This window comes from Streptomyces sp. TLI_146 (assembly GCF_002846415.1).
Lineage (GTDB): Bacteria > Actinomycetota > Actinomycetes > Streptomycetales > Streptomycetaceae > Streptomyces.
Genome location: NZ_PJMX01000001.1, coordinates 2302640 through 2325855 on the forward strand (window position 1 = coordinate 2302640; position 23216 = coordinate 2325855).

At 71.9% G+C, this 23216-nt stretch carries 21 protein-coding genes; 2 read left to right on the top strand and 19 right to left on the bottom strand.

What is annotated here, in order from left to right; all coding sequences use genetic code 11:
• Positions 1 to 15 precede the first annotated feature (15 nt).
• Together BX283_RS10510 and fmt are read right to left on the bottom strand one after the other, a co-directional pair.
• A complete protein-coding gene (locus BX283_RS10510) occupies positions 16 to 1473 on the bottom strand; it encodes an RsmB/NOP family class I SAM-dependent RNA methyltransferase (RefSeq protein WP_101387360.1) in 1458 nt (485 codons plus the stop codon).
• Between the two features lie 122 nt (positions 1474 to 1595).
• Positions 1596 to 2525: a methionyl-tRNA formyltransferase gene (gene fmt / locus BX283_RS10515; RefSeq protein ID WP_101387361.1), complete on the bottom strand. Its 930-nt coding sequence runs from the start codon at positions 2523 to 2525 to the stop codon at positions 1596 to 1598.
• Positions 2526 to 2806: 281 nt separating this feature from the next.
• Here fmt and BX283_RS10520 point away from each other — a divergent pair, with 281 nt between their 5' ends.
• Positions 2807 to 3337 (top strand): hypothetical protein, encoded by a 531-nt coding sequence (locus tag BX283_RS10520; protein WP_101387362.1) that lies wholly within the window; start codon positions 2807 to 2809, stop codon positions 3335 to 3337.
• A gap of 203 nt (positions 3338 to 3540) precedes the next feature.
• Here BX283_RS10520 and BX283_RS10525 read toward each other — a convergent pair whose 3' ends face one another.
• From BX283_RS10525 to pyrR, 14 genes are all read right to left on the bottom strand, one after another.
• Positions 3541 to 5688, bottom strand: coding sequence for a primosomal protein N' (locus tag BX283_RS10525; protein ID WP_101387363.1), 2148 nt, complete (start codon positions 5686 to 5688; stop codon positions 3541 to 3543).
• A 99-nt stretch (positions 5689 to 5787) separates the two neighbouring features.
• The gene (metK, locus tag BX283_RS10530; protein ID WP_101387364.1) at positions 5788 to 6996 is read right to left on the bottom strand and encodes a methionine adenosyltransferase; all 1209 of its coding nucleotides are present in this window, start codon (positions 6994 to 6996) and stop codon (positions 5788 to 5790) included.
• 241 nt (positions 6997 to 7237) lie between these two features.
• Entirely contained in the window at positions 7238 to 8455 is a 1218-nt protein-coding gene (gene coaBC / locus BX283_RS10535; RefSeq protein WP_180357128.1) for a bifunctional phosphopantothenoylcysteine decarboxylase/phosphopantothenate--cysteine ligase CoaBC, read from the bottom strand.
• A gap of 108 nt (positions 8456 to 8563) precedes the next feature.
• Positions 8564 to 8836, bottom strand: coding sequence for a DNA-directed RNA polymerase subunit omega (gene rpoZ, locus BX283_RS10540; RefSeq protein WP_003970369.1), 273 nt, complete (start codon positions 8834 to 8836; stop codon positions 8564 to 8566).
• A gap of 26 nt (positions 8837 to 8862) precedes the next feature.
• Positions 8863 to 9456 (bottom strand): guanylate kinase, encoded by a 594-nt coding sequence (gene gmk, locus BX283_RS10545; RefSeq protein ID WP_101387365.1) that lies wholly within the window; start codon positions 9454 to 9456, stop codon positions 8863 to 8865.
• 38 nt (positions 9457 to 9494) lie between these two features.
• The gene (locus tag BX283_RS10550) at positions 9495 to 9818 is read right to left on the bottom strand and encodes an integration host factor (RefSeq protein ID WP_016638838.1); all 324 of its coding nucleotides are present in this window, start codon (positions 9816 to 9818) and stop codon (positions 9495 to 9497) included.
• Positions 9819 to 10092: 274 nt separating this feature from the next.
• A complete protein-coding gene (gene pyrF, locus BX283_RS10555; RefSeq protein ID WP_101387366.1) occupies positions 10093 to 10932 on the bottom strand; it encodes an orotidine-5'-phosphate decarboxylase in 840 nt (279 codons plus the stop codon).
• Positions 10929 to 12038, bottom strand: coding sequence for a quinone-dependent dihydroorotate dehydrogenase (locus tag BX283_RS10560; RefSeq protein WP_101387367.1), 1110 nt, complete (start codon positions 12036 to 12038; stop codon positions 10929 to 10931). The genes pyrF and BX283_RS10560 overlap by 4 nt, the downstream gene beginning before the upstream one ends.
• A gap of 57 nt (positions 12039 to 12095) precedes the next feature.
• Positions 12096 to 15404 carry a carbamoyl-phosphate synthase large subunit gene (gene carB, locus BX283_RS10565; RefSeq protein WP_101387368.1) on the bottom strand — a complete coding sequence of 1103 codons (3309 nt, stop codon included), beginning with the start codon at positions 15402 to 15404 and terminating at the stop codon, positions 12096 to 12098.
• Positions 15397 to 16536, bottom strand: a complete 1140-nt coding sequence (carA, locus tag BX283_RS10570) for a glutamine-hydrolyzing carbamoyl-phosphate synthase small subunit (RefSeq protein ID WP_101387369.1) — start codon at positions 16534 to 16536, stop codon at positions 15397 to 15399. The genes carB and carA overlap by 8 nt, the downstream gene beginning before the upstream one ends.
• The gene (locus tag BX283_RS10575; RefSeq protein WP_101387370.1) at positions 16533 to 17123 is read right to left on the bottom strand and encodes a hypothetical protein; all 591 of its coding nucleotides are present in this window, start codon (positions 17121 to 17123) and stop codon (positions 16533 to 16535) included. Before BX283_RS10575 ends, carA begins: the two co-directional genes overlap by 4 nt.
• A complete protein-coding gene (locus BX283_RS10580) occupies positions 17120 to 18406 on the bottom strand; it encodes a dihydroorotase (protein WP_101387371.1) in 1287 nt (428 codons plus the stop codon). Before BX283_RS10580 ends, BX283_RS10575 begins: the two co-directional genes overlap by 4 nt.
• 2 nt (positions 18407 to 18408) lie before the next feature.
• Positions 18409 to 19395: an aspartate carbamoyltransferase catalytic subunit gene (locus BX283_RS10585; RefSeq protein ID WP_101387372.1), complete on the bottom strand. Its 987-nt coding sequence runs from the start codon at positions 19393 to 19395 to the stop codon at positions 18409 to 18411.
• Between the two features lie 95 nt (positions 19396 to 19490).
• Positions 19491 to 20066: a bifunctional pyr operon transcriptional regulator/uracil phosphoribosyltransferase PyrR gene (pyrR, locus tag BX283_RS10590; protein WP_101387373.1), complete on the bottom strand. Its 576-nt coding sequence runs from the start codon at positions 20064 to 20066 to the stop codon at positions 19491 to 19493.
• Between the two features lie 228 nt (positions 20067 to 20294).
• Between pyrR and bldD the strand changes: the two genes are divergently transcribed.
• Complete coding sequence (bldD, locus tag BX283_RS10595) at positions 20295 to 20795, top strand: transcriptional regulator BldD (RefSeq protein WP_067155757.1); 501 nt, start codon at positions 20295 to 20297, stop codon at positions 20793 to 20795.
• Between the two features lie 208 nt (positions 20796 to 21003).
• Here the strand turns inward: bldD and nusB are convergent, their stop codons facing one another.
• Genes nusB through BX283_RS10610 form a run of 3 tightly spaced genes read right to left on the bottom strand, consistent with a single transcriptional unit; the run spans position 21004 to position 23169 of the window.
• A complete protein-coding gene (gene nusB, locus BX283_RS10600) occupies positions 21004 to 21435 on the bottom strand; it encodes a transcription antitermination factor NusB (RefSeq protein WP_101387374.1) in 432 nt (143 codons plus the stop codon).
• 2 nt (positions 21436 to 21437) lie between these two features.
• Positions 21438 to 22004 (bottom strand): elongation factor P, encoded by a 567-nt coding sequence (efp, locus tag BX283_RS10605; protein ID WP_101387375.1) that lies wholly within the window; start codon positions 22002 to 22004, stop codon positions 21438 to 21440.
• Positions 22005 to 22062: 58 nt separating this feature from the next.
• Positions 22063 to 23169, bottom strand: a complete 1107-nt coding sequence (locus BX283_RS10610) for an aminopeptidase P family protein (protein WP_101387376.1) — start codon at positions 23167 to 23169, stop codon at positions 22063 to 22065.
• Positions 23170 to 23216 lie beyond the last annotated feature (47 nt).

Here is a 23216-nt window from a genome sequence, read left to right on the forward strand (position 1 = left end):
CGTTTTGCCCGGCGCTCAAGCCGTCCGCCGCAGCAGCGCCAGATACATCGCGTCCGTCCCGTGCAGATGCGGCCACAGCTGTACGTCGGGGCCCTCGCCCAGGCCCGCGACGCCCGGCATCAGCGGCCGTACGTCGATCCACTCCGCCTCGACGGGCGCCCCGCCCCGGCCCTTGAGCACGTCCTCCACCACGATCCGCGTCTCGGCAAGGTGCGGCGAGCAGGTCGCGTAGCCGACCACGCCGCCCACCCGGACCGCCGAGAGCGCCTCGCGCAGCAGCCCGCGCTGGAGCGGCGCGAAGCCCTCCAGGTCCTCGGGGCGGCGGCGCCAGCGGGCCTCGGGGCGGCGGCGCAGCGCGCCGAGCCCGGAGCACGGCACGTCCATGAGGACCCGGTCGAACGAGCCCTCCCGCCACGGCGGCCGGGTGCCGTCGGCCGCGATCACCTGGTACGGGCCGGGGTTGCCGGCGAGCGCGCGCTCCACAAGGCGGGCCCGGTGGGGCTGCTTCTCGGAGGCGAGCAGGGCGGCCCCGCGCCTGGCGGCGAGCGCGGCGAGCAGCGCCGCCTTGCCGCCGGGACCCGCGCAGCCGTCCAGCCAGCGCTCGTCACGGCCCTCGATCGGCGCGTTCGCGAGTGCGACGGCCACCAGCTGGCTGCCCTCGTCCTGCACACCGGCCCGGCCGTCCTTCACCGCCTCCAGCGCGCCCGGCTCGCCGCCCTCGGCCATCCGTACGGCATAGGGCGACCAGCGGCCGGGCAGTGCGCCCTCCTCGCCGAGCGCGTCCATCAGCTCGTCGGTGGTGGACCGGCCGGGGCGGGCGACCAGGGTCACCTCGGGCCGCTCGTTGTCGGCCTCCAGGAGGTCCTCGATGCCCGCGCGGCCGCCACCCAGTGCGTCCCAGAGCGCCGAGACGACCCATCGCGGATGCGAATGCACGATCGCGAGATGGTCCTCGGCGTCGTCGTCGTACGGGGGCGCGACCTTCTCCAGCCAGCCGTCCAGGTCCTGTGCCGCGATCTTGCGCAGTACGGCGTTGACGAACCTGGCCCGGCCGTCGCCGAGCACCACACGGGCGAGCTCGACGCTGGCGGAGACCGCCGCGTGGCTCGGGATGCGGGTGCCGAGCAGCTGGTGCGCGCCGAGCGCGAGCACGTCAAGGACCGGCGGGTCCACCTCGCGCAGCGGCCGGTCGATACAGGCCGCGATGATCGCGTCGTAGGTGCCCTGGCGGCGCAGCGTGCCGTAGACGAGCTCGGTGGCGAGCGCGGCGTCACGGCCGTCGAAGTTGCCGCCCTCGCGGGCCTTGCGCAGCAGCGGCGGCAGCACGAGGTTGGCGTACGCGTCCCGCTCGTCGACGGCGCGCAGCGCCTCGAAGGCGAGGATGCGGACGGGGTCCTTCTTGGGGCGGCGGTACGGCTTGCCGCCGCCCTTGCCGTCGCTGTTCCGGGGACGGCTACGCGGCTGATCGTTCACGTGAAAGGTGCTCCGCTGGTCAGATGGTGCGAACCCGACCAGCGTACGACTCTTCACCGCGCGCCCCCACCCGGGTCGGCGCGCCTCATCGGCCCGGGGCGTGCCCCGGGCCGCTCTCCGGGTCAGCCGACGTGCTCGTCCGGGGCGATGCGCACGCCGCGCGCCCAGTCCGCGCCCTTCATCGGCTTCTTGCCCTGCGGCTGGACCCAGAGCAGCTCGACGGCGTGCGAGCCGGTGCCGACGTACACGTTGTTCTTCCCGGCGGACAGCTCGCCCGGCGCCAGGTCCGTGCGGTCCGGGACCGGCACCGCCTGGACCAGCTTGAGCCGCTCGCCGCGGAAGACGGTCCAGGCACCCGGGGCCGGGGTGCAGCCGCGCACCACGCGGTCGACCCGAAGTGCCGGGGCGGACCAGTCGATCTGCGCGTCCTCGACGGTGATCTTCGGGGCGAGGGTGATCCCGTCGGCGGGCTGCGGAACGGCCTTGAGGGAGCCGTCCTCGATGCCGTCCATGGTCGCCGCGAGCAGCCCGGAACCCGCGAACGCGAGCCGGGTCAGCAGGTCGCCGCTGGTGTCGGTCGGACGGATCACCTCGGTCACCGTCCCGTACAGCGGACCCGAGTCGAGCCCGCGCTCGATCTGGAACGTCGAGGCGCCGGTGATCTCGTCGCCCGCCATCAGCGCGTGCTGCACGGGGGCGGCGCCGCGCCAGGCGGGGAGCAGCGAGAAGTGCAGGTTGACCCAGCCGTGGACCGGGATGTCCAGCGCGACCTGCGGGAGCAGCGCCCCGTAGGCGACGACCGGGCAGCAGTCGGGGGCGATCTCGCGCAGCCGCGCAAGGAAGTCCTCGTCGCTCGGCTTCACCGGCTTCAGCACCTCGATGCCGGCCTCCTCGGCGCGCTGGGCGACGGGGCTGGCCACCAGCCGACGGCCGCGTCCGGCGGGCGCGTCGGGCCGGGTCACCACGGCGGCGACCTCGTGGTGGCCGGAGGCGATCAGGGCGTCCAGGGCGGGAACGGCGACCTCGGGGGTGCCTGCGAAGACGAGCTTCACTGGGGGATACCTCGCTTTGTAGAGAGCGACGCCCAGTCTATTGGGTGTCCGGGCCCGCCGGTTGGGTGTCCCGGCCGTGCCGCCGGGGCTCCGGTCAGGGGTTCCGTACGCGGTAGGAGGGCAGGGGCGTACGCGGCGCCGCGCGCCCCGTGCATATGCCCATACGCCCCCGCAGCGTGACCACAAGAGCAGGTGGCGCGTTGGTCAAAGGAGATTGACCGAAACGGGCCGCGCGTGCGGCCCGATCCCTTTTCAACAACGCCGGTTCGAGAGGCTTGTTCATGGCCGACCACGCAACCCACGACGCCCAGGCACGGGCCAGTCTGCACTTGTTGGTGCGGGACATCGAGCGGGTCCGCCGGCAGGTGGACGCGCTGCGCACCCTCACCGCCCAGCTCGGCAACGTCTACCGTCCGCGCCGCTCCGGCCCGTCCACGGGCTTCGTCGTCTACGGCAGGGCTCCCGCCCCCACCGTCCGGCTCGCGCAGGAGCTGCGGGACAGCGTGGAGACGCTGGTGACCGCGGCGGTGGACTTCGACCGCTCCCTGGGCTTCTCGTGGGACGCGGTGGGTTCGGCGCTGGGGGTCACCAAGCAGGCGGTGCACCGGCGTTACGGGGCGCGGCGGGCCGCCGCCCAGACCGCCGAGGCCGAGCGCCCGGCCGAGGCGACCGTGACGCGCACGCTGCCGGTCCCCGCCGGGATCCCCGCGGTGCCGGCCGCGCGCTCGATGCCGCCGCAGCCGACCGCGACCACGCAGTCGCTGCGCGAGGAGGCCCGCACGACGGCGTTCCCGGGCCCGCGCAACGGCTGACCGCACACCCTTTTCCGTGCCCTCGTCGCACCTGAACGTGCGCCGGGGGCACCTGTCTGCGCGTGCGCGCCTTTGGAGGGCGTACGTACGGGGCAGGGCGCCCCGGGTGCGACGGGTGCGACGGGTGCGACGGCGCAGGCTTCCGGAAGCAGGCCCGCCACCCACGGCAGCCCGCCCGCGCACCCCCCGCGCGCCCAGCCCCCTCAGCCGATGTCCGGCGGATCCACCCTGATCCGCACCGGGTCGCCGCCCCCGCGCGCCAGCCGTCCCGCCTGCGCGGTCTTCAGCGCGGCGGCCAGGGCCGAGCCGCTGCCCGGGGGCACCCTCAGCAGGGCTCGCTCCCAGGTCTCCCCCACCGGAGGGTCTCCGGGGCGCCGGGCCCGGCCCGGCTCGGTCGGCCGCATCAGGACCGGGCCGAGCACCTGCGCGTCGGACGGCAGCCGAGCGCTCTTCAGGAACGCCTCGACCGCCTCGGGGCGGCCCAGGACCTCGGCCATCCGGGAGACCGGCGGGAACCCCAGCTCGGCCCGCTCGGCCAGCTCGCGCAGGGCGTGCCCGACCGGGTCCCAGCGGACCAGGGCCTGGACCGGCCGCAGGGTCGGCTCGGCGACCACCACCACCGTGCCGCCCTCGTCCTGGCCGCGCACCAGCGAGGCCGCGCCGATCCAGCGCCGCAGGGCCTCCTCCCCGGCGCGCAGATCGGGCCGCCCGAGCATCGCCCAGCCGTCGAGCAGCAGCGCCGCCGCGTAACCGCCCTCGGCGACCGGCTCGGCGCCCGGGGTGGAGACGACCAGCGCGGGCCGTCCGGGCACGCTGTCCAGCACGTGGTCGCGCCCGGACGTCCGGACCGGCACCGCCGGGAACGCCCGGCCGAGCTCCTCGGCGGTCCGGCGCGCGCCCACGACCGCCGCCCTCAGCCGTACGCCGCCGCACTCCGCGCAGCGCCACTGCGGCTCGCCGCGCCCGCACCACCCGCACTTCAGGTCCCGCTCGTCCGGCGCCTCAAGGGGTCCGGAGCAGTGCCGGCAGCGCGCGGGCGTGCGGCACCGCTCGCAGGACAGCCTGGGCACGTATCCCCGCCGGGGCACCTGGACCAGGACCGGGCCGCTCTTCAGCCCGTCCCTGACGGCCTGCCAGGCGAGGCTGGGCAGCCGGGCGGCGCGCGCCGCCTCGTCCCGGGCCAGCTCGCCGTCGCCGACGGTGCGCACCAGCGGCGCCGCCGCCCGCACGGTGGCCCGGTCCGCCACCAGCGGCGCCGCCCAGCCGCTCTCGACGAGCTGGGCGGCCTCGACCGTACAGCTCGTACTGCCCAGCAGGAACGCGCATTTGTCGTGGGTGGCGCGCAGTTCGAGGACCTCGCGGACGTGCGGGAACGGCGCGTGGTCGTCGCTGTGGCTGGAGTCGCCGTCCTCCCAGACGACGACCAGGCCGAGCTTCTCGACCGGGGCGAACATCGCGGCCCGGGTGCCGACCACGGCCCGCACCGAGCCCCGCCGCACCGCGAGCCACTGCCGGTAGCGCTTCTCCGGGCCGGACTCTGCGGTCAGCAGCGCGTGCCGGCCCTCGCCGAGCAGCGCGGTGAGCGCGGCGTCGACCCGCCCGGCGCTGCGCCCGTCGGGCACCACGACCAGCGCCCCGCGCCCGCCCGCGAGCGTGGCGGCGACGGCCCGGGCGATCTCGTCGGCCCAGGAGGGCCCGGGCAGCGCGGTCCACACCGCGCGCGGCGCCCCGCCCGCGGCCAGCGCGCGCAGGAACGCGCCCCCGTTCCCGTACCGCACCCAGGTCCCCGGGTCCGGCACCGGCGGCGGCCCCGGCGGCTCGGGCGAGGGCTTCGACTCGGCCCGCGCGTTCCTCGGCGGCACCGCGAGCTGGAGCACGTCCGCCAGGCTGCCCGCGTACCGGTCGGCGACCGCGCGGGCCAGGGCCAGCGTCTCGGGGCTGAGCACCCGCTCCGGCGAGACGACGCTGGCGAGCGCGGCCAGCGGCCCCGAGTAGTCGGACTCGGCGAGGCGCTCGACGACGAACCCGTCGATCAGCCCGCCGCCCTCCCGGCGCCCGCCCTGCACATTGCGCGCCCCGGCCCCGAACCGCACCCGCACCCGCACGCCCGGCTGCGCGTCGGCGTCCAGCTCCTCCGGTACGGCGTAGTCGAAGTACCGGTCGAGGTGGACGCCGCCCTTGTCGACCACGACCCGCGCCACCGGCAGCCCCTTGGCCAGGGCGGCCCCGCGCCAGGTCCGCGGCTTGGCCTTGGGCACCTTGGCCTTGCGCACGGTCTCCCGAATAAGCGCGAGCTGCTCCGCCCCGCCCCCCTCGGCGCCCCCGTCCGGCTTCTCGTTCTCGCTGCTCACAGCCAAATTCCTACCAGACGGCACTGACAGCGGCCCGGGCCCGGACGCACCGCGGCCCCGGACCGCAGGGGTCCGGGGCCGTCGTGAAGCCGGGTCGGGTTACAGGCCCGCGGCCTTGCGCAGCGCGTCCACGCGGTCCGTGCGCTCCCAGGTGAAGTCGGGGAGCTCGCGGCCGAAGTGGCCGTACGCGGCGGTCTGGGCGTAGATCGGGCGGAGCAGGTCGAGGTCGCGGATGATCGCGGCCGGGCGGAGGTCGAAGACCTCGGCGATGGCGTGCTCGATCTTGTCCGTGTCGATCGTGGCGGTGCCGAAGGTCTCGACGAAGAGGCCGACCGGCTCGGCCTTGCCGATCGCGTACGCGACCTGGACCTCGCAGCGGGCCGCGAGGCCGGCCGCGACGACGTTCTTGGCGACCCAGCGCATCGCGTACGCCGCGGAGCGGTCGACCTTGGACGGGTCCTTGCCCGAGAAGGCGCCGCCGCCGTGGCGGGCCATGCCGCCGTACGTGTCGATGATGATCTTGCGGCCGGTCAGACCGGCGTCGCCCATCGGGCCGCCGATCTCGAAGCGGCCGGTCGGGTTGACCAGCAGGCGGTAGCCGTCGGTGTCGAGCTTGATGCCGTCCTCGACGAGCTGCTTGAGCACGTGCTCGACGACGAACTCGCGGATGTCCGGGGCGAGCAGCGAGTCCAGGTCGATGTCGCTCGCGTGCTGCGAGGAGACGACGACGGTGTCGAGGCGGACGGCCTTGTCGCCGTCGTACTCGATGGTGACCTGGGTCTTGCCGTCGGGGCGCAGGTAGGGGATGGTCCCGTTCTTGCGCACCTCGGACAGCCGGCGCGAGAGGCGGTGCGCCAGGTGGATCGGGAGCGGCATCAGCTCGGGCGTCTCGTCGCACGCGTAGCCGAACATCAGGCCCTGGTCGCCGGCGCCCTGCTTGTCGAGCTCGTCCTCGTCGCCCTCGACCCGCTTCTCGTACGCCGTGTCGACGCCCTGCGCGATGTCGGGGGACTGCGCACCGATGGAGACCGAGACGCCGCAGGACGCGCCGTCGAAGCCCTTCTTCGACGAGTCGTACCCGATCTCCAGGATCTTGTCCCGGACGAGCTGGGCGATCGGCGCGTACGCCTTGGTCGTGACCTCGCCCGCGACGTGGACCAGACCCGTGGTGATCAGGGTCTCCACGGCGACACGGGACGTCGGGTCCTCGCGCAGGAGCGCGTCGAGGATCGTGTCGCTGATCTGGTCAGCGATCTTGTCGGGGTGACCCTCGGTCACGGACTCCGAGGTGAACAGACGACGGGACACAATGCTCCCTGGGGTTGCAGCGGCTGCTGGCTGATCATGGGTGGGACGGGCCGGAGGCTGCGCCCGGCGTCGTTCCACCACCAGTTTATCGGTCGGCACCGGTCATCGGGCCACTTGTCTCGCACATTGAAAGCTCTGTGACCTGCGACACCGCATTCCGCGGTACGAAGATCGGCCTTCGCCAGGGGCCGCGGGACCGGAATTTGGCGGGTTTGGAGCAGCCTCGGGGATGAACGTGAATTCACGCGAAACGCGGAACGACGAGATCCCACACGACGTCGGCGAGCGCTTCCTTGGGCCCGTACGGAACCGGGGTCTCGGTCCCGTCGGCGCCCAGCACGACCGCTTCGTTCTCCTCCGAGCCGAAGGTCTTGCGCTCCCCCACCTCATTGACGACCAGCAGGTCACAGCCCTTTCGCTGCAATTTCCTGCGGCCGTTGGCGAGGACGTCGTCGGTCTCGGCGGCGAAGCCGACGACCACCTGGTCCGGGCGCGGCCGGTCGGCGGAGAGCTCGGCCAGGATGTCGGGATTGCGGACCAGCGCGAGCGGCGCGGGCTCCTGTCCGTCCTTCTTCTTGATCTTTCCGGCGGCGTACGACTCCGGCCGGAAATCGGCGACCGCGGCCGCCATGACCACCGCGTCCGCGTCCGAGGCGGCCTTCAGCACCGCCTCCCGCAGTTGAACGGCGGTCCCCACCCGGACGACGTCCGCCCCGGCCGGGTCGGGCAGCCCGGTGTTGGCCTCGATCAGCGTGACCCGGGCGCCCCGGGCCACGGCGGTGCGGGCCAGGGCGTACCCCTGCTTCCCGGAGGAACGGTTCCCCAGGTAGCGGACCGGGTCCAGCGGCTCGCGGGTGCCGCCCGCGCTGACCACCACGTGGCGGCCCTCCAGGTCCCGTTCGGCGCTGCCCCGGGCGAGCACCCTGCGGCACACCTCGAAGATCTCGGCGGGCTCGGGCAGCCGCCCCTTGCCGGTGTCGACGCCGGTCAGCCGGCCCACCGCGGGCTCGATGACGACCGCGCCCCGGCGGCGCAGCGTCGCCACGTTCTCCTGGGTGGCGGGGTGCTCCCACATCTCGGTGTGCATCGCCGGGGCGAAGACCACCGGACATCGCGCGGTGAGCAGGGTGTTGGTGAGCAGGTCGTCGGCGAGGCCGTGGGCCGCCTTGGCCAGCATGTCGGCGGTGGCGGGGGCGACCACCACGAGGTCGGCCTGCTGGCCGATCCGCACGTGCGGCACCTCGTGGACGTCGTTCCAGACCTCGGTGGAGACCGGGTGCCCGGAGAGCGCGGACCAGGTGGCCGCGCCCACGAAGTTGAGCGCCGACGCGGTCGGCACCACGCGGGTGTCGTGCCCGGACTCGGTCAGCCGGCGCAGCAGCTCGCACGCCTTGTAGGCGGCGATCCCGCCGCTGACCCCCAGAACGACCTTCGGCTTGTCCACCGCGTCTCCCCGCATTCGGATACGTACTCCCCTATGACACACCGCAGGCCCGGCAGTCGCTCCCCCAGCTGAAACGCTGGGAGGTGCCCCCTGCCGGGCCTGTGGTCACACGAAACGGAGGCCTTACTGGGCCGGGCCCTCGATGGCCTCGGAGGTCAGCAGACCCGCGTTGATCTCGCGAAGCGCGATGGAGAGCGGCTTCTCGTGGACGTGGGTGTCCACCAGCGGGCCGACGTACTCCAGCAGGCCCTCACCGAGCTGCGAGTAGTACGCGTTGATCTGGCGCGCGCGCTTGGCGGCGTAGATCACGAGGCTGTACTTCGAGTCGGTTGCTTCGAGCAGCTCATCAATCGGCGGGTTGATGATGCCCTCGGGCGTGGTGATGGAAGAGGACACGTCTGCCTTCCGAAGGGGGATAAAGATCAAGCGACTTTCATCAAGGCTAGCAGCTCGCGTGCTACGTCCTCGACGGAGGTGTTGACCAGGGTCGTATCGAACTCCTCCTCGGCGGCGAGTTCGATCTTCGCGGCGGCCAGCCGGCGCTCGATGACGTCGGGCGCCTCGGTCCCCCGGCCGGTGAGCCGGCGGACCAGCTCGTCCCAGCTCGGCGGGGCGAGGAAGACCAGTTGGGCCTCGGGCATCGACTTGCGCACCAGCCGGGCGCCCTGGAGGTCGATCTCCAGGAGGACCGGCTCACCGGCCTCCAGTCGCTCCAGGACGGCGCGGCGGGGTGTGCCGTAGCGGTTGCCCGCGAACTCGGCCCACTCCAGCAGCTCGCCGTTGGCGACGAGCTTGTCGAACTCCTCGTCGTCCACGAAGAAGTAGTGAACGCCGTGGCGTTCGCCGGGGCGCGGCTTGCGGGTCGTCGCCGACACCGAGAGCCAGACCTCGGGGTGAACCTTGCGCATATGAGCGACGACCGTGCTCTTGCCGACCCCGGAGGGGCCGGAGAGCACGGTCAGCCGCGGACGTGCGTCCGGGGGTACGGGGGATGACCCCCGGGGTGTAGCTGCCATGCAGCGATTATTCCAGCTTCCCGGGGGTGCCCGGGACGTCAGGCCCCGGAGCCGCCGAACTCACGCTCAAGGGATGCGATCTGGTTGGAGCCGAGACCCCGCACTCGGCGGCTCTCGGAGATCCCCAGCCGCTCCATGATCTGCTTGGCCCGGACCTTGCCCACGCCGGGCAGGGACTCAAGGAGGGCGGAGACCTTCATCTTGCCGATGACGTCGTTCTCCTGGCCCTGCTTGATGACCTCGTGGAGGGAGGCGCCGGAGTGCTTGAGTCGATTCTTGACCTCGGCCCGCTCCCGGCGAGCCGCGGCGGCCTTTTCGAGCGCGGCTGCGCGCTGTTCAGGGGTAAGGGGCGGAAGAGCCACGCCTACGTCACCTCGGATGTCGAACTGTCGGATACGGACCGGTGAGGAACCTAGTCGCCCCACACCAGGCGAGCAACGAGCGACGCACAATGCCCGTTCGCTCGTCTCTGCTCTCGTCGGAGACTAGCGGCCTAGACCGCTCCAGTCAGCGAGAACAGACGAAAAGTCCTGGTCAGCCTTGGCCGACCAGGACATTCGCGACATAACACCCCGGTTTTGGGTATGGAATGCGTCAACTTGGTGGCGCGGAATCTCGCGAAGAGCCCGCGGACCACTACGCCGAGGCCACCGCCGTACGGATCTCGTCCGCGAAACGGGCGGCCGAATCCCGCAGTCCGGCGAGGTCGGGACCGTGACGCAGAACACCCCGGCTGACGTTCGGGACCACGTTGCGGACGGCCGCGCCGAACACCGCGGGAAGGTCCGCGGCCGTCGCGCCCTGCGCCCCGATGCCCGGAGCGAGCAGCGGCCCGTTGATGTCGAGGTCGAAGGCCGACAGATCGCCGAGCGTCGCCCCCACCACGGCGCCGAACGAGCCCATCGGGGTCGCGTCGGCGTTCTCGGCCGCCAGGTGCGCCAGCATGGTCGCGCCGATCGTCCGCCCGTCCTCGCGCACCGCGCGCTGGACCTCCGCGCCCTCCGGGTTGGAGGTCAGGGCGAGCACGAAGAGCCCGGCGCCGCTCTCGCGGGCCAGCTCCACGGCGGGCCTGAGGGAGCCGTAGCCGAGGTAGGGCGAGACGGTGAGCGCGTCGGAGAACAGCGGCGCGTCCTTGTGCAGGAAGGTCTCGGCGTACGCGGCCATGGTGGAGCCGATGTCGCCGCGCTTGGCGTCCATCAGGACCAGCGTGCCGGCCGCGCGGGCGTCCGCGACGGTCCGCTCCAGGACCGCGATGCCGCGCGAGCCGAAGCGCTCGAAGAAGGCCGCCTGCGGCTTGAAGACGGCCACGCGCTCGGCCAGCGCCTCCACGACCGTACGGGAGAACCGCTCCACGCCCGCCACGTCGTCGCTCAGGCCCCAGTCGGCGAGCAGTGAGGCGTGCGGGTCGATGCCGACGCAGAGCGGACCGCGCTCGTCCATGGCGTGGCGCAGCCGCGCGCCGAAGGGAAGAGTCACTTCACGGCCTTTCGGGTCTCGGCGCCGACGGCCTCGGCGAGGGTGGCGTACGGGGAGGCGGCGAGCCGGGCCGCGAGGCCCTTGTGGATCGCGCGGGCGTAGCACGGGCCCTCGTAGATGAAGGCGCTGTAGCCCTGGACCAGGGTGGCCCCGGCCAGGATCCGCTGCCAGGCGTCCTCGGCGGTCTCGATGCCGCCGACGCCCACCAGGGTGAGGGAGTCGCCCACGCGCGCGTAGAGGCGGCTCAGGACCTCCAGGGAGCGGTCCTTGAGGGGAGCGCCGGAGAGGCCGCCGGTCTCCTTGACCAGCGCGGGGTCCGACTTCAGGCCGAGGCCCTCGCGCGCGATGGTGGTGTTGGTGGCGATGATGCCGTCCAGGCCGAGTTCGACGGCGAGGTCGGCGACGGCGTCGACGTCCTCGTCCGCGAGGTCCGGGGCGATCTTGACGAGCAGCGGCACCCGCCGGTCGGTGACCGTGCGGTCGGCGGCCTCGCGCACCGCGGTGAGCAGCGGCCGCAGCGACTCGGTCGCCTGGAGGTTGCGCAGTCCGGGCGTGTTCGGCGAGGACACGTTGACCACGAGGTAGTCGGCGTGCGCGGCGAGCCGCTCGGTCGACTTCACGTAGTCGGCGGCGGCGTCCGCCTCGGGGACGACCTTGGTCTTGCCGATGTTGACGCCGACGGTCGTACGGAAGACAGCCTTGCGGGCCGCCAGCCGCTCGGCGACGGCCGCCGAGCCCTCGTTGTTGAAGCCCATGCGGTTGATCAGCGCGCGGTCCTGGACCAGCCGGAACAGCCGCTTCTTGGGGTTGCCGGGCTGGGCCTCGCCGGTGACCGTGCCGATCTCGATGTGGTCGAAGCCGAGCATCGACATGCCGTCGATGGCCACGGCGTTCTTGTCGAAGCCCGCGGCGAGGCCGAACGGGCCGTGCATCCGCAGGCCGAAGGCCTCGGTGCGCAGTTCCTTGTACCGGGGCGCGAGCGCGGCCGCGAAGAACGTGCGCAGGACGGGGATCCGGGCGGCGAGGCGGATCCAGCGGAAGGCCAGGTGGTGGGCCTGCTCCGGGTCCATCCGCTTGAAGACGAGGTTGAAGAACAGCTTGTACATGTCGGTGTCCTCATGCGGAGGGGGACACCGGATTCCGGTGTCCCCCTCGGGCGGTTGCTAGTCGCGGGCCGCGGTCAGGTGTTCCGCGTGTTCCTGGAGCGAACGGACGCCCACGTCACCGTGGTTGAGGGCGTCGATGCCCTGTACGGCGGCCGCGAGGGCCTGGACCGTGGTCAGGCAGGGGACGCTGCGCGCCACCGCCGCGGTACGGATCTCGTAGCCGTCGAGGCGGCCGCCGGTGCCGTACGGCGTGTTGACGATGAGGTCGACCTGGCCGTCGTGGATGAGCTGGACGATCGTCTTCTCGCCGGCCGGGCCCTCGCCCTCGGACTGCTTGCGCACGACGGTGGCGTTGATGCCGTTGCGCTTGAGGACCTCGGCGGTGCCGGAGGTGGCGAGCAGTTCGAAGCCGTGGGCGACGAGCTCGCGGGCCGGGAAGATCATCGAGCGCTTGTCGCGGTTGGCGACCGAGATGAAGGCGCGGCCCTTGGTGGGCAGCGGGCCGTAGGCGCCCGCCTGCGACTTGGCGTAGGCGGTGCCGAAGACCGAGTCGATGCCCATGACCTCGCCGGTGGAGCGCATCTCCGGGCCGAGGACGGTGTCGACGCCGCGGCCGTGGATGTCGCGGAAGCGGCTCCAGGGCATCACGGCCTCCTTGACGGAGATCGGCGCGTCCAGCGGCAGCGTGCCGCCGTCGCCGTTCCTCGGCAGCAGGCCCTCGACGCGCAGCTGGGCGATGGTGGCGCCGAGCGAGATGCGGGCGGCGGCCTTGGCGAGCGGCACCGCGGTCGCCTTCGAGGTGAAGGGGACCGTGCGGGAGGCGCGCGGGTTGGCCTCCAGGACGTAGAGGATGTCCCCGGCCATCGCGAACTGGATGTTGATCAGGCCGCGTACGCCGACGCCCTTGGCGATGGCCTCGGTGGAGGCGCGCAGCCGCTTGATGTCGTAGCCGCCGAGGGTGATCGGGGGCAGCGCGCAGGCCGAGTCGCCGGAGTGGATGCCGGCCTCCTCGATGTGCTCCATGACGCCGCCGAGGTAGAGCTCGGTGCCGTCGTAGAGCGCGTCCACGTCGATCTCGATGGCGTCGTCCAGGAAGCGGTCGACCAGGACCGGACGGGTCGGGGAGATCTCGGTGGACTCCGCGATGTACGACTCCAGGCGGGTCTCGTCGTAGACGATCTCCATGCCGCGGCCGCCGAGCACGTACGAGGGGCGCACCAGGACCGGGTAGCCGATCTCGTCCGCGATCGCCTTCGCACCCGCGAAGGTGGTGGCGGTGCCGTGCTTGGGGGCGGGCAGTCCGGCCTCGGCGAGGACCTGGCCGAAGGCGCCGCGGTCCTCGGCGGCGTGGATGGCCTCCGGCGGGGTGCCGACGACCGGGACGCCGTTGTCCTTGAGCGCCTGCGACAGACCCAGCGGGGTCTGGCCGCCGAGCTGGACCACCACGCCCGCCACCGGACCGGCCAGCGTCTCGGCGTGGACGATCTCCAGCACGTCCTCGAGGGTGAGCGGCTCGAAGTAGAGGCGGTCGGAGGTGTCGTAGTCGGTGGAGACGGTCTCCGGGTTGCAGTTGACCATCACCGTCTCGTAGCCCGCCTCGCTCAGCGCGAAGGAGGCGTGCACGCACGAGTAGTCGAACTCGATGCCCTGGCCGATGCGGTTGGGGCCCGAGCCCAGGATGATCACCGCGGGCTTCTCGCGCGGCGCGACCTCGGACTCCTCGTCGTACGAGGAGTAGAAGTACGGGGTCTTGGCGGCGAACTCGGCGGCGCAGGTGTCGACCGTCTTGTAGACCGGGCGCACGCCGAGCGCGTGGCGCACCTCGCGCACCACGTCCTCGCGCAGGCCCCGGATCTCGGCGATCTGGGCGTCCGAGAAGCCGTGCCGCTTGGCCTCGGCCAGCAGCGCCGGCTCCAGCTTGTCGGCGGCCGCGAGCTCGTCCGCGATCTCCTTGATCAGGAAGAGCTGGTCCACGAACCACGGGTCGATCTTCGTGGCGTCGAAGACCTCCTCGGGCGTGGCGCCGGCCCGGATGGCCTGCATGACCGTGTTGATCCGGCCGTCGGTCGGGCGCACCGACTCGCGCAGCAGCTCGGCCTTGTCACCCGGCTCGCCGGTGAAGGTGAACTGCGAGCCCTTCTTCTCCAGCGAGCGCAGGGCCTTCTGCAGCGCCTCGGTGAAGTTGCGGCCGATCGCCATGGCCTCGCCCACCGACTTCATGGTGGTCGTCAGCGTCGAGTCGGCCGAGGGGAACTTCTCGAAGGCGAACCGCGGGGCCTTGACCACCACGTAGTCGAGGGTCGGCTCGAAGGACGCGGGGGTCTTCTCGGTGATGTCGTTGGGGATCTCGTCCAGCGTGTAGCCGACGGCCAGCTTCGCCGCGATCTTCGCGATCGGGAAGCCGGTGGCCTTCGACGCCAGCGCGGAGGAGCGCGAGACACGCGGGTTCATCTCGATGACGATGATCCGGCCGTCGTCCGGGTTCACCGCGAACTGGATGTTGCAGCCGCCGGTGTCCACGCCGACCTCGCGGATGATCGCGATGCCGATGTCGCGCAGCCGCTGGTACTCGCGGTCGGTCAGCGTCATCGACGGGGCCACCGTGATCGAGTCACCGGTGTGCACGCCCATCGGGTCGAAGTTCTCGATGGAGCAGACGACCACGACGTTGTCGTTCTTGTCGCGCATCAGCTCCAGCTCGTACTCCTTCCAGCCGAGGATGGACTCCTCCAGGAGCACCTCGGTGGTCGGCGAGAGCGTGAGGCCCTGTCCGGCGATGCGGCGCAGCTCCTCCTCGTCGTGCGCGAAGCCGGAACCGGCGCCGCCCATGGTGAAGGAGGGGCGCACGACGACGGGGTAGCCGCCGAGGGTGTCGACGCCCGCGATCACGTCGTCCATGGAGTGGCAGATGACCGAGCGGGCGGACTCGCCGTAACCGATCTTCGCCTTCACGGCCTCGACGACGCCCTTGAACAGGTCGCGGTCCTCGCCCTTGTTGATCGCCTCGACGTTGGCGCCGATGAGCTCGACACCGTACTTCTCCAGCACGCCCTGCTCGTGCATGGAGATCGCGGTGTTCAGCGCGGTCTGGCCGCCCAGCGTCGGCAGCAGCGCGTCCGGGCGCTCCTTGGCGATGATCTTCTCGACGAACTCCGGGGTGATCGGCTCGACGTAGGTGGCGTCGGCGATCTCCGGGTCGGTCATGATCGTGGCCGGGTTGGAGTTCACCAGGATGACCCGCAGGCCCTCGGCGCGCAGGATGCGGCAGGCCTGGGTGCCGGAGTAGTCGAACTCCGCGGCCTGGCCGATGACGATCGGGCCGGAGCCGATGACCAGGACGGACTGGATATCGGTGCGCTTAGGCACGCTGGCCCTCCATGAGCTCTACGAAGCGGTCGAACAGGTAGGCGGCGTCGTGCGGGCCCGCTGCCGCCTCGGGGTGGTACTGGACGCTGAAGGCCGGCTGGTCGAGCAGCTGGAGGCCCTCCACCACGTTGTCGTTGAGGCAGACGTGGGAGACCTCGGCGCGGCCGAAGGGGGTGTCGGAGACCTTGTCGAGCGGGGCGTCGACGGCGAATCCGTGGTTGTGAGCGGTGACCTCGACCTTGCCGGTCGTGCGGTCCTGCACCGGCTGGTTGATGCCGCGGTGGCCGTACTTCAGCTTGTACGTGCCGAAGCCGAGCGCGCGGCCCAGGATCTGGTTGCCGAAGCAGATGCCGAACAGCGGGGTCTTCCGCTCCAGGACGGCCCTCATCACGGAGACCGGGCCGTCGGCGGTGGACGGGTCGCCGGGGCCGTTGGAGAAGAACACGCCGTCCGGGTTGACCGCGTACACGTCCTCGGCGGTGGCCGTGGCGGGCAGCACGTGCACCTCGATGCCGCGCTCGGCCATCCGGTGCGGGGTCATGCCCTTGATGCCGAGGTCGACGGCGGCCACGGTGAACTTCTTCTCGCCGATCGCCGGGACGACGTACGTCTCCTTGGTGGCGACCTCGGCGGAGAGGTCGGCGCCCGACATCTCGGGGGCCTGGCGGACCTCGGCGAGCATGGTGCCCGCGTCGGGCAGCGCGTTGCCGGAGAAGATGCCGACGCGCATCGCGCCGCGCTCGCGCAGATGGCGGGTGAGCGCGCGGGTGTCGATGCCGGAGATGCCGACGACGCCCTGCTTGCGCAGCTCCTCGTCGAGCGAGCGCCGCGAGCGCCAGTTGGAGGGCACGCGCGCGGGGTCGCGCACGACGTAGCCGGCGACCCAGATCCGCTGCGACTCGGGGTCCTCGTCGTTGACGCCGGTGTTGCCGACGTGCGGCGCGGTCATCACGACGACCTGGCGGTGGTACGACGGGTCGGTGAGGGTCTCCTGGTAACCGGTCATGCCGGTGGAGAACACGGCCTCGCCGAAGGTCACCCCCACGGCCCCGTAGGCGCGGCCGTGGAACGTACGGCCGTCCTCCAGGACGAGTACTGCGGGAGCCTGGGCTCCTCTGGTGGAGGTCGTCATCGTGCGGCGCCTTCCGTCGTGGTGGTGGGGTGGTTCATGGAGTTGATGGCTTCGATCCAGGCGGCGTGCTCGGACGCCCGGTCGGAGCGGAAGCCGGAGTCGATCAGCTTGTCGCCGTGGGCCCAGGTGACGACCAGCAGGCCGCCCTCCGGGAGGACCTTTCCGGCGATGGCCTTCTCGGTCCGGGCCTCGCGCAGCGCGGCGGCCGGGATGAAGAAGTCGTTCGCCCCGGGGCGTACGACGTTCACTCCCTCGGCCGTCAGGGTGAGCTCGGCCTTGCTGCGCACGCCCAGACCGTGCGCGACGATCCGGTCGAGCCACTGCCCGGCCGTGGTGGAGCCGTGGTAGCGGCCGCTCATGCTCAGTGTCGCCGGGCCGGTCGCCTTGGGCACGGCGGGCAGCTCCGGCAGGTCCGACTGGAGGGTGCCGCGCCACTTCCAGCCCTGGCGCATCAGCCAGTACACGAAGCCGATGAAGATCAGCACGCCGACGACCCAGGCGATCCGGGCCCCCCAGTGCGTCACCTCGGCCGACTTCTGCTCGGCGGCCAGCGCCGCCCCGCCGAGATTGAAGAGTGCAGGTGTCATGCCAGCTTCCCGTCCACGACCGTCGCCCTGCCCCGCAGGAAGGTGTGGGTGACGCGACCCGGCAGCTCACGGCCCTCGTACGGGGTGTTGCGGCTGCGGGAGGCGAAGCCCGCGGGGTTCACGGGACCACGGTATGCCGGATCCACCAGCGTCAGGTTGGCGGGCTCGCCTGCCGAGACGGGGCGGCCGTGGTCCTCGGCGCCGCCGATCCTGGCGGGCTTGACGGACATGCGGTCGGCGACATCGGCCCAGTTCATCAGGCCGGAGTCGACCATCGTGTGCTGGACGACGGAGAGCGCGGTCTCCAGGCCCACCATGCCCATGGCGGCCGCGGCCCACTCGCAGTCCTTGTCCTCGTGCGGGTGCGGGGCGTGGTCGGTGGCGACGATGTCGATCGTGCCGTCCGCGAGCGCCTCGCGCAGCGCCATCACGTCGGCCTCGGTGCGCAGCGGCGGGTTCACCTTGTAGACCGGGTTGTACGAGCGGACCAGCTCGTCGGTGAGGAGCAGGTGGTGCGGGGTGACCTCGGCGGTGACGTCGATGCCGCGGGACTTGGCCCAGCGGACGATCTCGACCGAGCCGGCCGTGGAGAGGTGGCAGATGTGGACCCGGGAGCCGACGTGCTCGGCGAGCAGCACGTCGCGCGCGATGATCGACTCCTCCGCGACGGCCGGCCAGCCGCCGAGGCCGAGCTCGGCCGAGACGACGCCCTCGTTCATCTGGGCGCCCTCGGTGAGGCGGGGCTCCTGGGCGTGCTGGGCGACGACGCCGCCGAAGGCCTTCACGTACTCCAGGGCGCGGCGCATGATCACCGCGTCGTCGACGCACTTGCCGTCGTCGGAGAAGACGGTGACACCCGCGGCCGAGTCGTGCATGGCGCCGAGCTCGGCGAGCTGCTTGCCTTCAAGGCCCACGGTGACGGCGCCGATGGGCTGCACGTCGCAGTAGCCGTGCTCGCGGCCCAGGCGCCAGACCTGCTCGACGACGCCCGCGGTGTCGGCGACCGGGAAGGTGTTGGCCATGGCGAACACCGAGGTGTAGCCGCCGCGCGCGGCGGCCCGGGTGCCGGTCAGGACGGTCTCGGAGTCCTCGCGGCCCGGCTCGCGCAGATGGGTGTGCAGGTCGACCAGGCCGGGGAGCAGGATCTGCCCGTCGGCCTCGATCACCTGGGCGCCTTCGTCAAAGAGCCCGGTGCCGACGGCCGCGACCGTCTCGCCGTCGATCAGGACGTCCTGGACCTCGCCGCCCAGCACCTTCGCACCACGGATGAGGATCTTGCTCATGATTACTTGGTCTCCGAATCGACGGGGCGGGCGTGGCTGACGGCGGGCTCGTTGCCGCCCAGAAGCAGATAGAGGACCGCCATCCGGGTGTGGACGCCGTTGGCGACCTGCTCGATGACGGTGCAGCGGTCGGAGTCGGCGACCTCGGCGGTGATCTCCATGCCCCGGACCATCGGGCCGGGGTGCATCACGATGCCGTGCTCGGGCATCCTCGCCATCCGCTCGCCGTCCAGGCCGTAGCGGCGCGAGTACTCGCGCTCGGTCGGGAAGAAGGCGGCGTTCATCCGCTCGCGCTGCACACGCAGCATCATCACCGCGTCGGACTTCGGCAGCACGCTGTCGAGGTCGTACGAGACGTCGCAGGTCCAGTGGTCGACGCCGACCGGCAGCAGGGTGGGCGGGGCCACCAGGGTGACCTCGGCGCCCAGGGTGTGCAGCAGGTCCACGTTGGAGCGGGCGACCCGGCTGTGCAGCACGTCGCCGACGATGGTGATGCGCTTGCCCGCCAGGTCCTGGCCGAGCCCGGCGTCCCGGCCGACCAGGCGGCGGCGCATGGTGAAGGCGTCCAGCAGGGCCTGGGTGGGGTGCTGGTGGGTGCCGTCGCCGGCGTTGATGACGGCCGCGTCGATCCAGTCGGAGGTGGCGAGCCGGTAGGGGGCGCCGGAGGCGCCGTGCCGGATGACCACGGCGTCCACGCCCATGGCTTCGAGGGTCTGGGCGGTGTCCTTCAGGGACTCGCCCTTGGAGACGCTCGATCCCTTGGCGGTGAAGTTGATGACGTCGGCCGACAGGCGCTTCTCGGCGGCCTCGAAGGAGATCCGGGTGCGGGTCGAGTCCTCGAAGAAGAGGTTGACGACGGTACGGCCGCGCAGGGTGGGCAGCTTCTTGATCGGCCGGTCGGCGACCCGGGCCATCTCTTCGGCGGTGTCGAGGATGAGCACGGCGTCGTCGCGGGTGAGGTCGGCGGCCGAGATGAGGTGACGCTTCATCTGGTTTCTTCTCCAGGAGGGTGGAGGTTCGGGCGTACGGGCGCGCAGAAGTGCCGCACGGGCCGGTGCGACCCGTGCTCCGTGCGGAGGGTGGCTTACTGCTCGCCGTCCTGGGCGGTCCGCTTGGCACCGAGCAGCACGGCGTCGCGGCCGTCCTCCTCGGCGAGCAGGACCTTGACCGTCTCCCGCAGCGACGTCGGGAGGTTCTTGCCGACGTAGTCGGCGCGGATCGGGAGTTCGCGGTGGCCCCGGTCGACGAGGACCGCGAGCTGCACGGCGCGCGGGCGGCCGAGGTCGTTCAGCGCGTCGAGCGCGGCGCGGATGGTGCGGCCGGAGAAGAGCACGTCGTCGACGAGGACGACCAGCTTGCCGTCCAGGCCGTCACCGGGGATCTCGGTGCGGGCCAGCGCGCGCGGCGGGTGCATGCGCAGGTCGTCGCGGTACATGGTGATGTCGAGGGAGCCGACCGGGACCTTGCCCGCGGTGATCTCTTCGAGCTTGTCGGCCAGCCTGCGGGCGAGGAAGACGCCACGGGTGGGAATGCCGAGCAGCACCACGTCGTCGGCGCCCTTGGCGCGTTCGACGATCTCGTGGGCGATGCGGGTCAGTACCCGCGCGATGTCGGGGCCCTCGAGAACCGGGCGGGCCGCATCGGGCTGTTGCGTGTCCATACGAAACGGACCTCCTTCTCCGCCTCACGGGACGGACCTTAAAGGACGTCGGAATTACTCCGTCCAAGGTACCAGGGCCTTTGCCCGTCTTCACACGGGGTCGTCACCCGTCTGGGGTGGGGGTATGGACCATTCGGCTTGACGCGGGCAAGTAACGCTGCGTAACCTCACAGTGAGTTACCAGCCACGCGGCGGAGCCGCACGTTGTCACAGCGTCCGGGGAGCTATATGTCCAGCGAATACGCAAAACAGCTCGGGGCCAAGCTCCGCGCCATCCGCACCCAGCAGGGTCTGTCGCTCCATGGTGTGGAGGAGAAGTCCCAGGGCCGCTGGAAGGCCGTCGTGGTCGGGTCGTACGAGCGCGGCGACCGCGCCGTGACCGTACAGCGCCTTGCCGAGCTGGCGGACTTCTACGGGGTCCCGGTGCAGGAGCTGCTGCCCGGCACCACGCCCGGCGGGGCCGCCGAGCCGCCGCCGAAGCTCGTGCTCGACCTCGAGCGCCTCGCGCACGTCCCGCCGGAGAAGGCGGGCCCCCTGCAGAGGTACGCGGCGACGATCCAGTCGCAGCGCGGCGACTACAACGGCAAGGTGCTGTCGATCCGCCAGGACGACCTGCGCACCCTCGCCGTCATCTACGACCAGTCGCCCTCGGTCCTCACCGAGCAGCTGATCAGCTGGGGCGTCCTGGACGCGGACGCGCGCCGCGCGGTCGCCCACGAGGACAACTGACGCCTCCGCCGCTTCAGCAGAAACGTGCCGCCGCCGGGCCGGCCGGGACCCTTCGGGGTTTCCTGGCCGGCCCGGCGGCGTTCTGCGCGCCCCACGCGGCCGGGTGCGTCTCTCGGGTCTCCCTGGGCCCGGACACACGAAGGGGCCCGCTGTACGTGCGTACAGCGGGCCCCTTCGTGTGTCCGGCGCCTGAGGCGTCCGTCGGAGGCTAGGCGTCCCGGCGGAGGCTCGGCTTGAGTTCCTTGAAACGGGCCAGCAGCCCGTTCACGAAGGCCGGGGAGTCGTCCGTGGAGAACTCCTTCGCCAGCTGCACCGCCTCGTCGATGACGACGGCGTCCGGCGTCTCGTCCTCCCAGACGAGCTCGTACGTCCCGAGCCGCAGGATGTTCCGGTCGACGACCGGCATGCGGTCGAGCGTCCAGTCGACGGCGTACGTGGAGATCAGGTCGTCGATCCGCGCCACATGCTGCGCGTACCCCTCGACGAGCTGCATCGTGTACTCGTTGACCGGCGGCTGACGGTCGTCGGACCGCGAGTGGCGCACCCAGTCCGCGAGGACCGTCTGCACGGACTCGCCGCGCTGGTCGGCCTCGAAGAGGATCTGGAAGGCGCGCTTGCGCGCCTTGTTCCGGGCAGCCACGGTTAGCTGTTCACCCGGCCGAGGTAGTCGCTGGTGCGGGTGTCGACCTTGACCTTCTCACCGGTGGTGATGAAGAGCGGGACCTGGATCTGGTAACCGGTCTCCAGGATGGCGGGCTTGGTGCCACCGGTGGAGCGGTCGCCCTGGACACCCGGCTCGGTCTCCTGGATGACGAGCTCGACGGCGGCCGGCAGCTCCACGTAGAGCACCTCGCCCTCGTGCTGCGCCACGGAGGCGGTGAAGCCCTCGATCAGGAAGTTGGCGGCGTCGCCGACGTTCTTGCGGTCGACCATCAGCTGGTCGTACGTGTCCATGTCCATGAAGACGAAGTACTCGCCGTCCATGTACGAGAACTGCATGTCGCGGCGGTCGATGGTGGCGGTCTCGACCTTCACGCCGGCGTTGAAGGTCTTGTCGACGACCTTGCCGGAGAGCACGTTCTTGAGCTTGGTGCGCACGAAGGCCGGGCCCTTGCCGGGCTTGACGTGCTGGAACTCGACGACGGACCAGAGCTGGCCCCCGTCGAGCTTGAGCACCATGCCGTTCTTGAGGTCGTTCGTGGAAGCCACGGTTGCGGAATCTCCTGGACTGAAGCTGGTGGGACCGAGGATGCGCGGCACAGCGGAGCTAGAGCGCGAGCAGTTCCTTGGTCGTAATGGTGAGTAGCTCTGGCCCGCCATCCGCCTCGGGGCGGACGACGAGCGTGTCATCGATTCGGACACCACCCCGGCCCGGGAGGTGGACCCCCGGTTCGACGGTGACCGGCACGCAAGCGTCCAGTTTACCCATGGCTCCAGGTGCGAGCTGCGGGTCCTCGCTGATTTCGAGGCCGACGCCGTGTCCGGTGCACGCTCCCAGGCCCTCCGCGTGGCCCGCCGCGTCCAGCACCTGACGCGCCGCGCGGTCCACCGCACGGTACTCGGCGCCCGGCGCCAGGGCCTCCCGGCCGGCCCGCTGAGCGGCGAAGACGACGTCGTACAGCTCGATCTGCCAGTCGGCGGGAGTCGTCCCGATGACGAACGTACGGCCGATCTCGCAGCGGTAGCCGCGGTAGGTGGCGCCGAGGCAGACGGAGAGGAAATCTCCTTCCTCCACCCGTCGGTCGGAGGGCCGGTGGCCGCCGCGGCCGGAGTTGGGGCCGGTGCCGACGGAGGTGGGGAAGGCGGGGCCGTCGGCGCCGTGGTCGACCAGACGGCGCTCCAGCTCCAGGGCGAGGTGGCGCTCGGTGCGGCCGACGAGGATCGACTCCAGGAGCTCACCGAGCGCCTGGTCGGCGATCTCGGCCGCGATGCGCAGACACGCGATCTCCTCCTCGTCCTTGACCAGCCGCTTCTGCTCGACCGCTCCCCCGAGGTCGCCGAGGAGCAGCCGGGGCGCGACCGAGCCGATCGCCCGGTGCCGGGCGACCGTGAGGTCGTGCTCCTCGACGCTCAGCGAGTCGGCGCCGCTGGCCTGGGCGAGGTCGGCGGCGGCGACCGCGGGGTCGCCCGAGGGCGTGGGCAGCACGGTGATCCGCAGCTGCTCGTCCAGCCGCCCCTCGACGAGGTCACCGGTGGGCGTACGGGGGCAGAGCAGGACGTCCTCGGCCGGGCCGAGCAGCAGGACGGCGCCGGGCGGGGCGCCGCCCGCGAGATAGCGGACGTTGGCGGGGCGGGAGACCAGGGCCGCGGCGCTGCCCGTGGCGGCGCAGCGGTCCTTGAGCCAGCCGCGGCGGAGCCCATACACCTCTGACATGCGTCGAGCGTATGAGGGGGCCGGGGGATCGGCTGTTTCTGCGCGTC

Coding starts and splice junctions, on each gene's coding strand:
- BX283_RS10585 (WP_101387372.1), bottom strand. CDS start 19,395: ATGAAGCGTCACCTCATCTCGGCCGCCGACCTCACCCGCGACGACGCC.
- gmk (WP_101387365.1), bottom strand. CDS start 9,456: ATGGCAGCTACACCCCGGGGGTCATCCCCCGTACCCCCGGACGCACGT.
- bldD (WP_067155757.1), top strand. CDS start 20,295: ATGTCCAGCGAATACGCAAAACAGCTCGGGGCCAAGCTCCGCGCCATC.
- BX283_RS10520 (WP_101387362.1), top strand. CDS start 2,807: ATGGCCGACCACGCAACCCACGACGCCCAGGCACGGGCCAGTCTGCAC.
- coaBC (WP_180357128.1), bottom strand. CDS start 8,455: ATGCGGGGAGACGCGGTGGACAAGCCGAAGGTCGTTCTGGGGGTCAGC.
- BX283_RS10575 (WP_101387370.1), bottom strand. CDS start 17,123: ATGACACCTGCACTCTTCAATCTCGGCGGGGCGGCGCTGGCCGCCGAG.
- BX283_RS10580 (WP_101387371.1), bottom strand. CDS start 18,406: ATGAGCAAGATCCTCATCCGTGGTGCGAAGGTGCTGGGCGGCGAGGTC.
- BX283_RS10560 (WP_101387367.1), bottom strand. CDS start 12,038: ATGTACAAGCTGTTCTTCAACCTCGTCTTCAAGCGGATGGACCCGGAG.
- carA (WP_101387369.1), bottom strand. CDS start 16,536: ATGACGACCTCCACCAGAGGAGCCCAGGCTCCCGCAGTACTCGTCCTG.
- BX283_RS10610 (WP_101387376.1), bottom strand. CDS start 23,169: ATGTCAGAGGTGTATGGGCTCCGCCGCGGCTGGCTCAAGGACCGCTGC.
- pyrR (WP_101387373.1), bottom strand. CDS start 20,066: ATGGACACGCAACAGCCCGATGCGGCCCGCCCGGTTCTCGAGGGCCCC.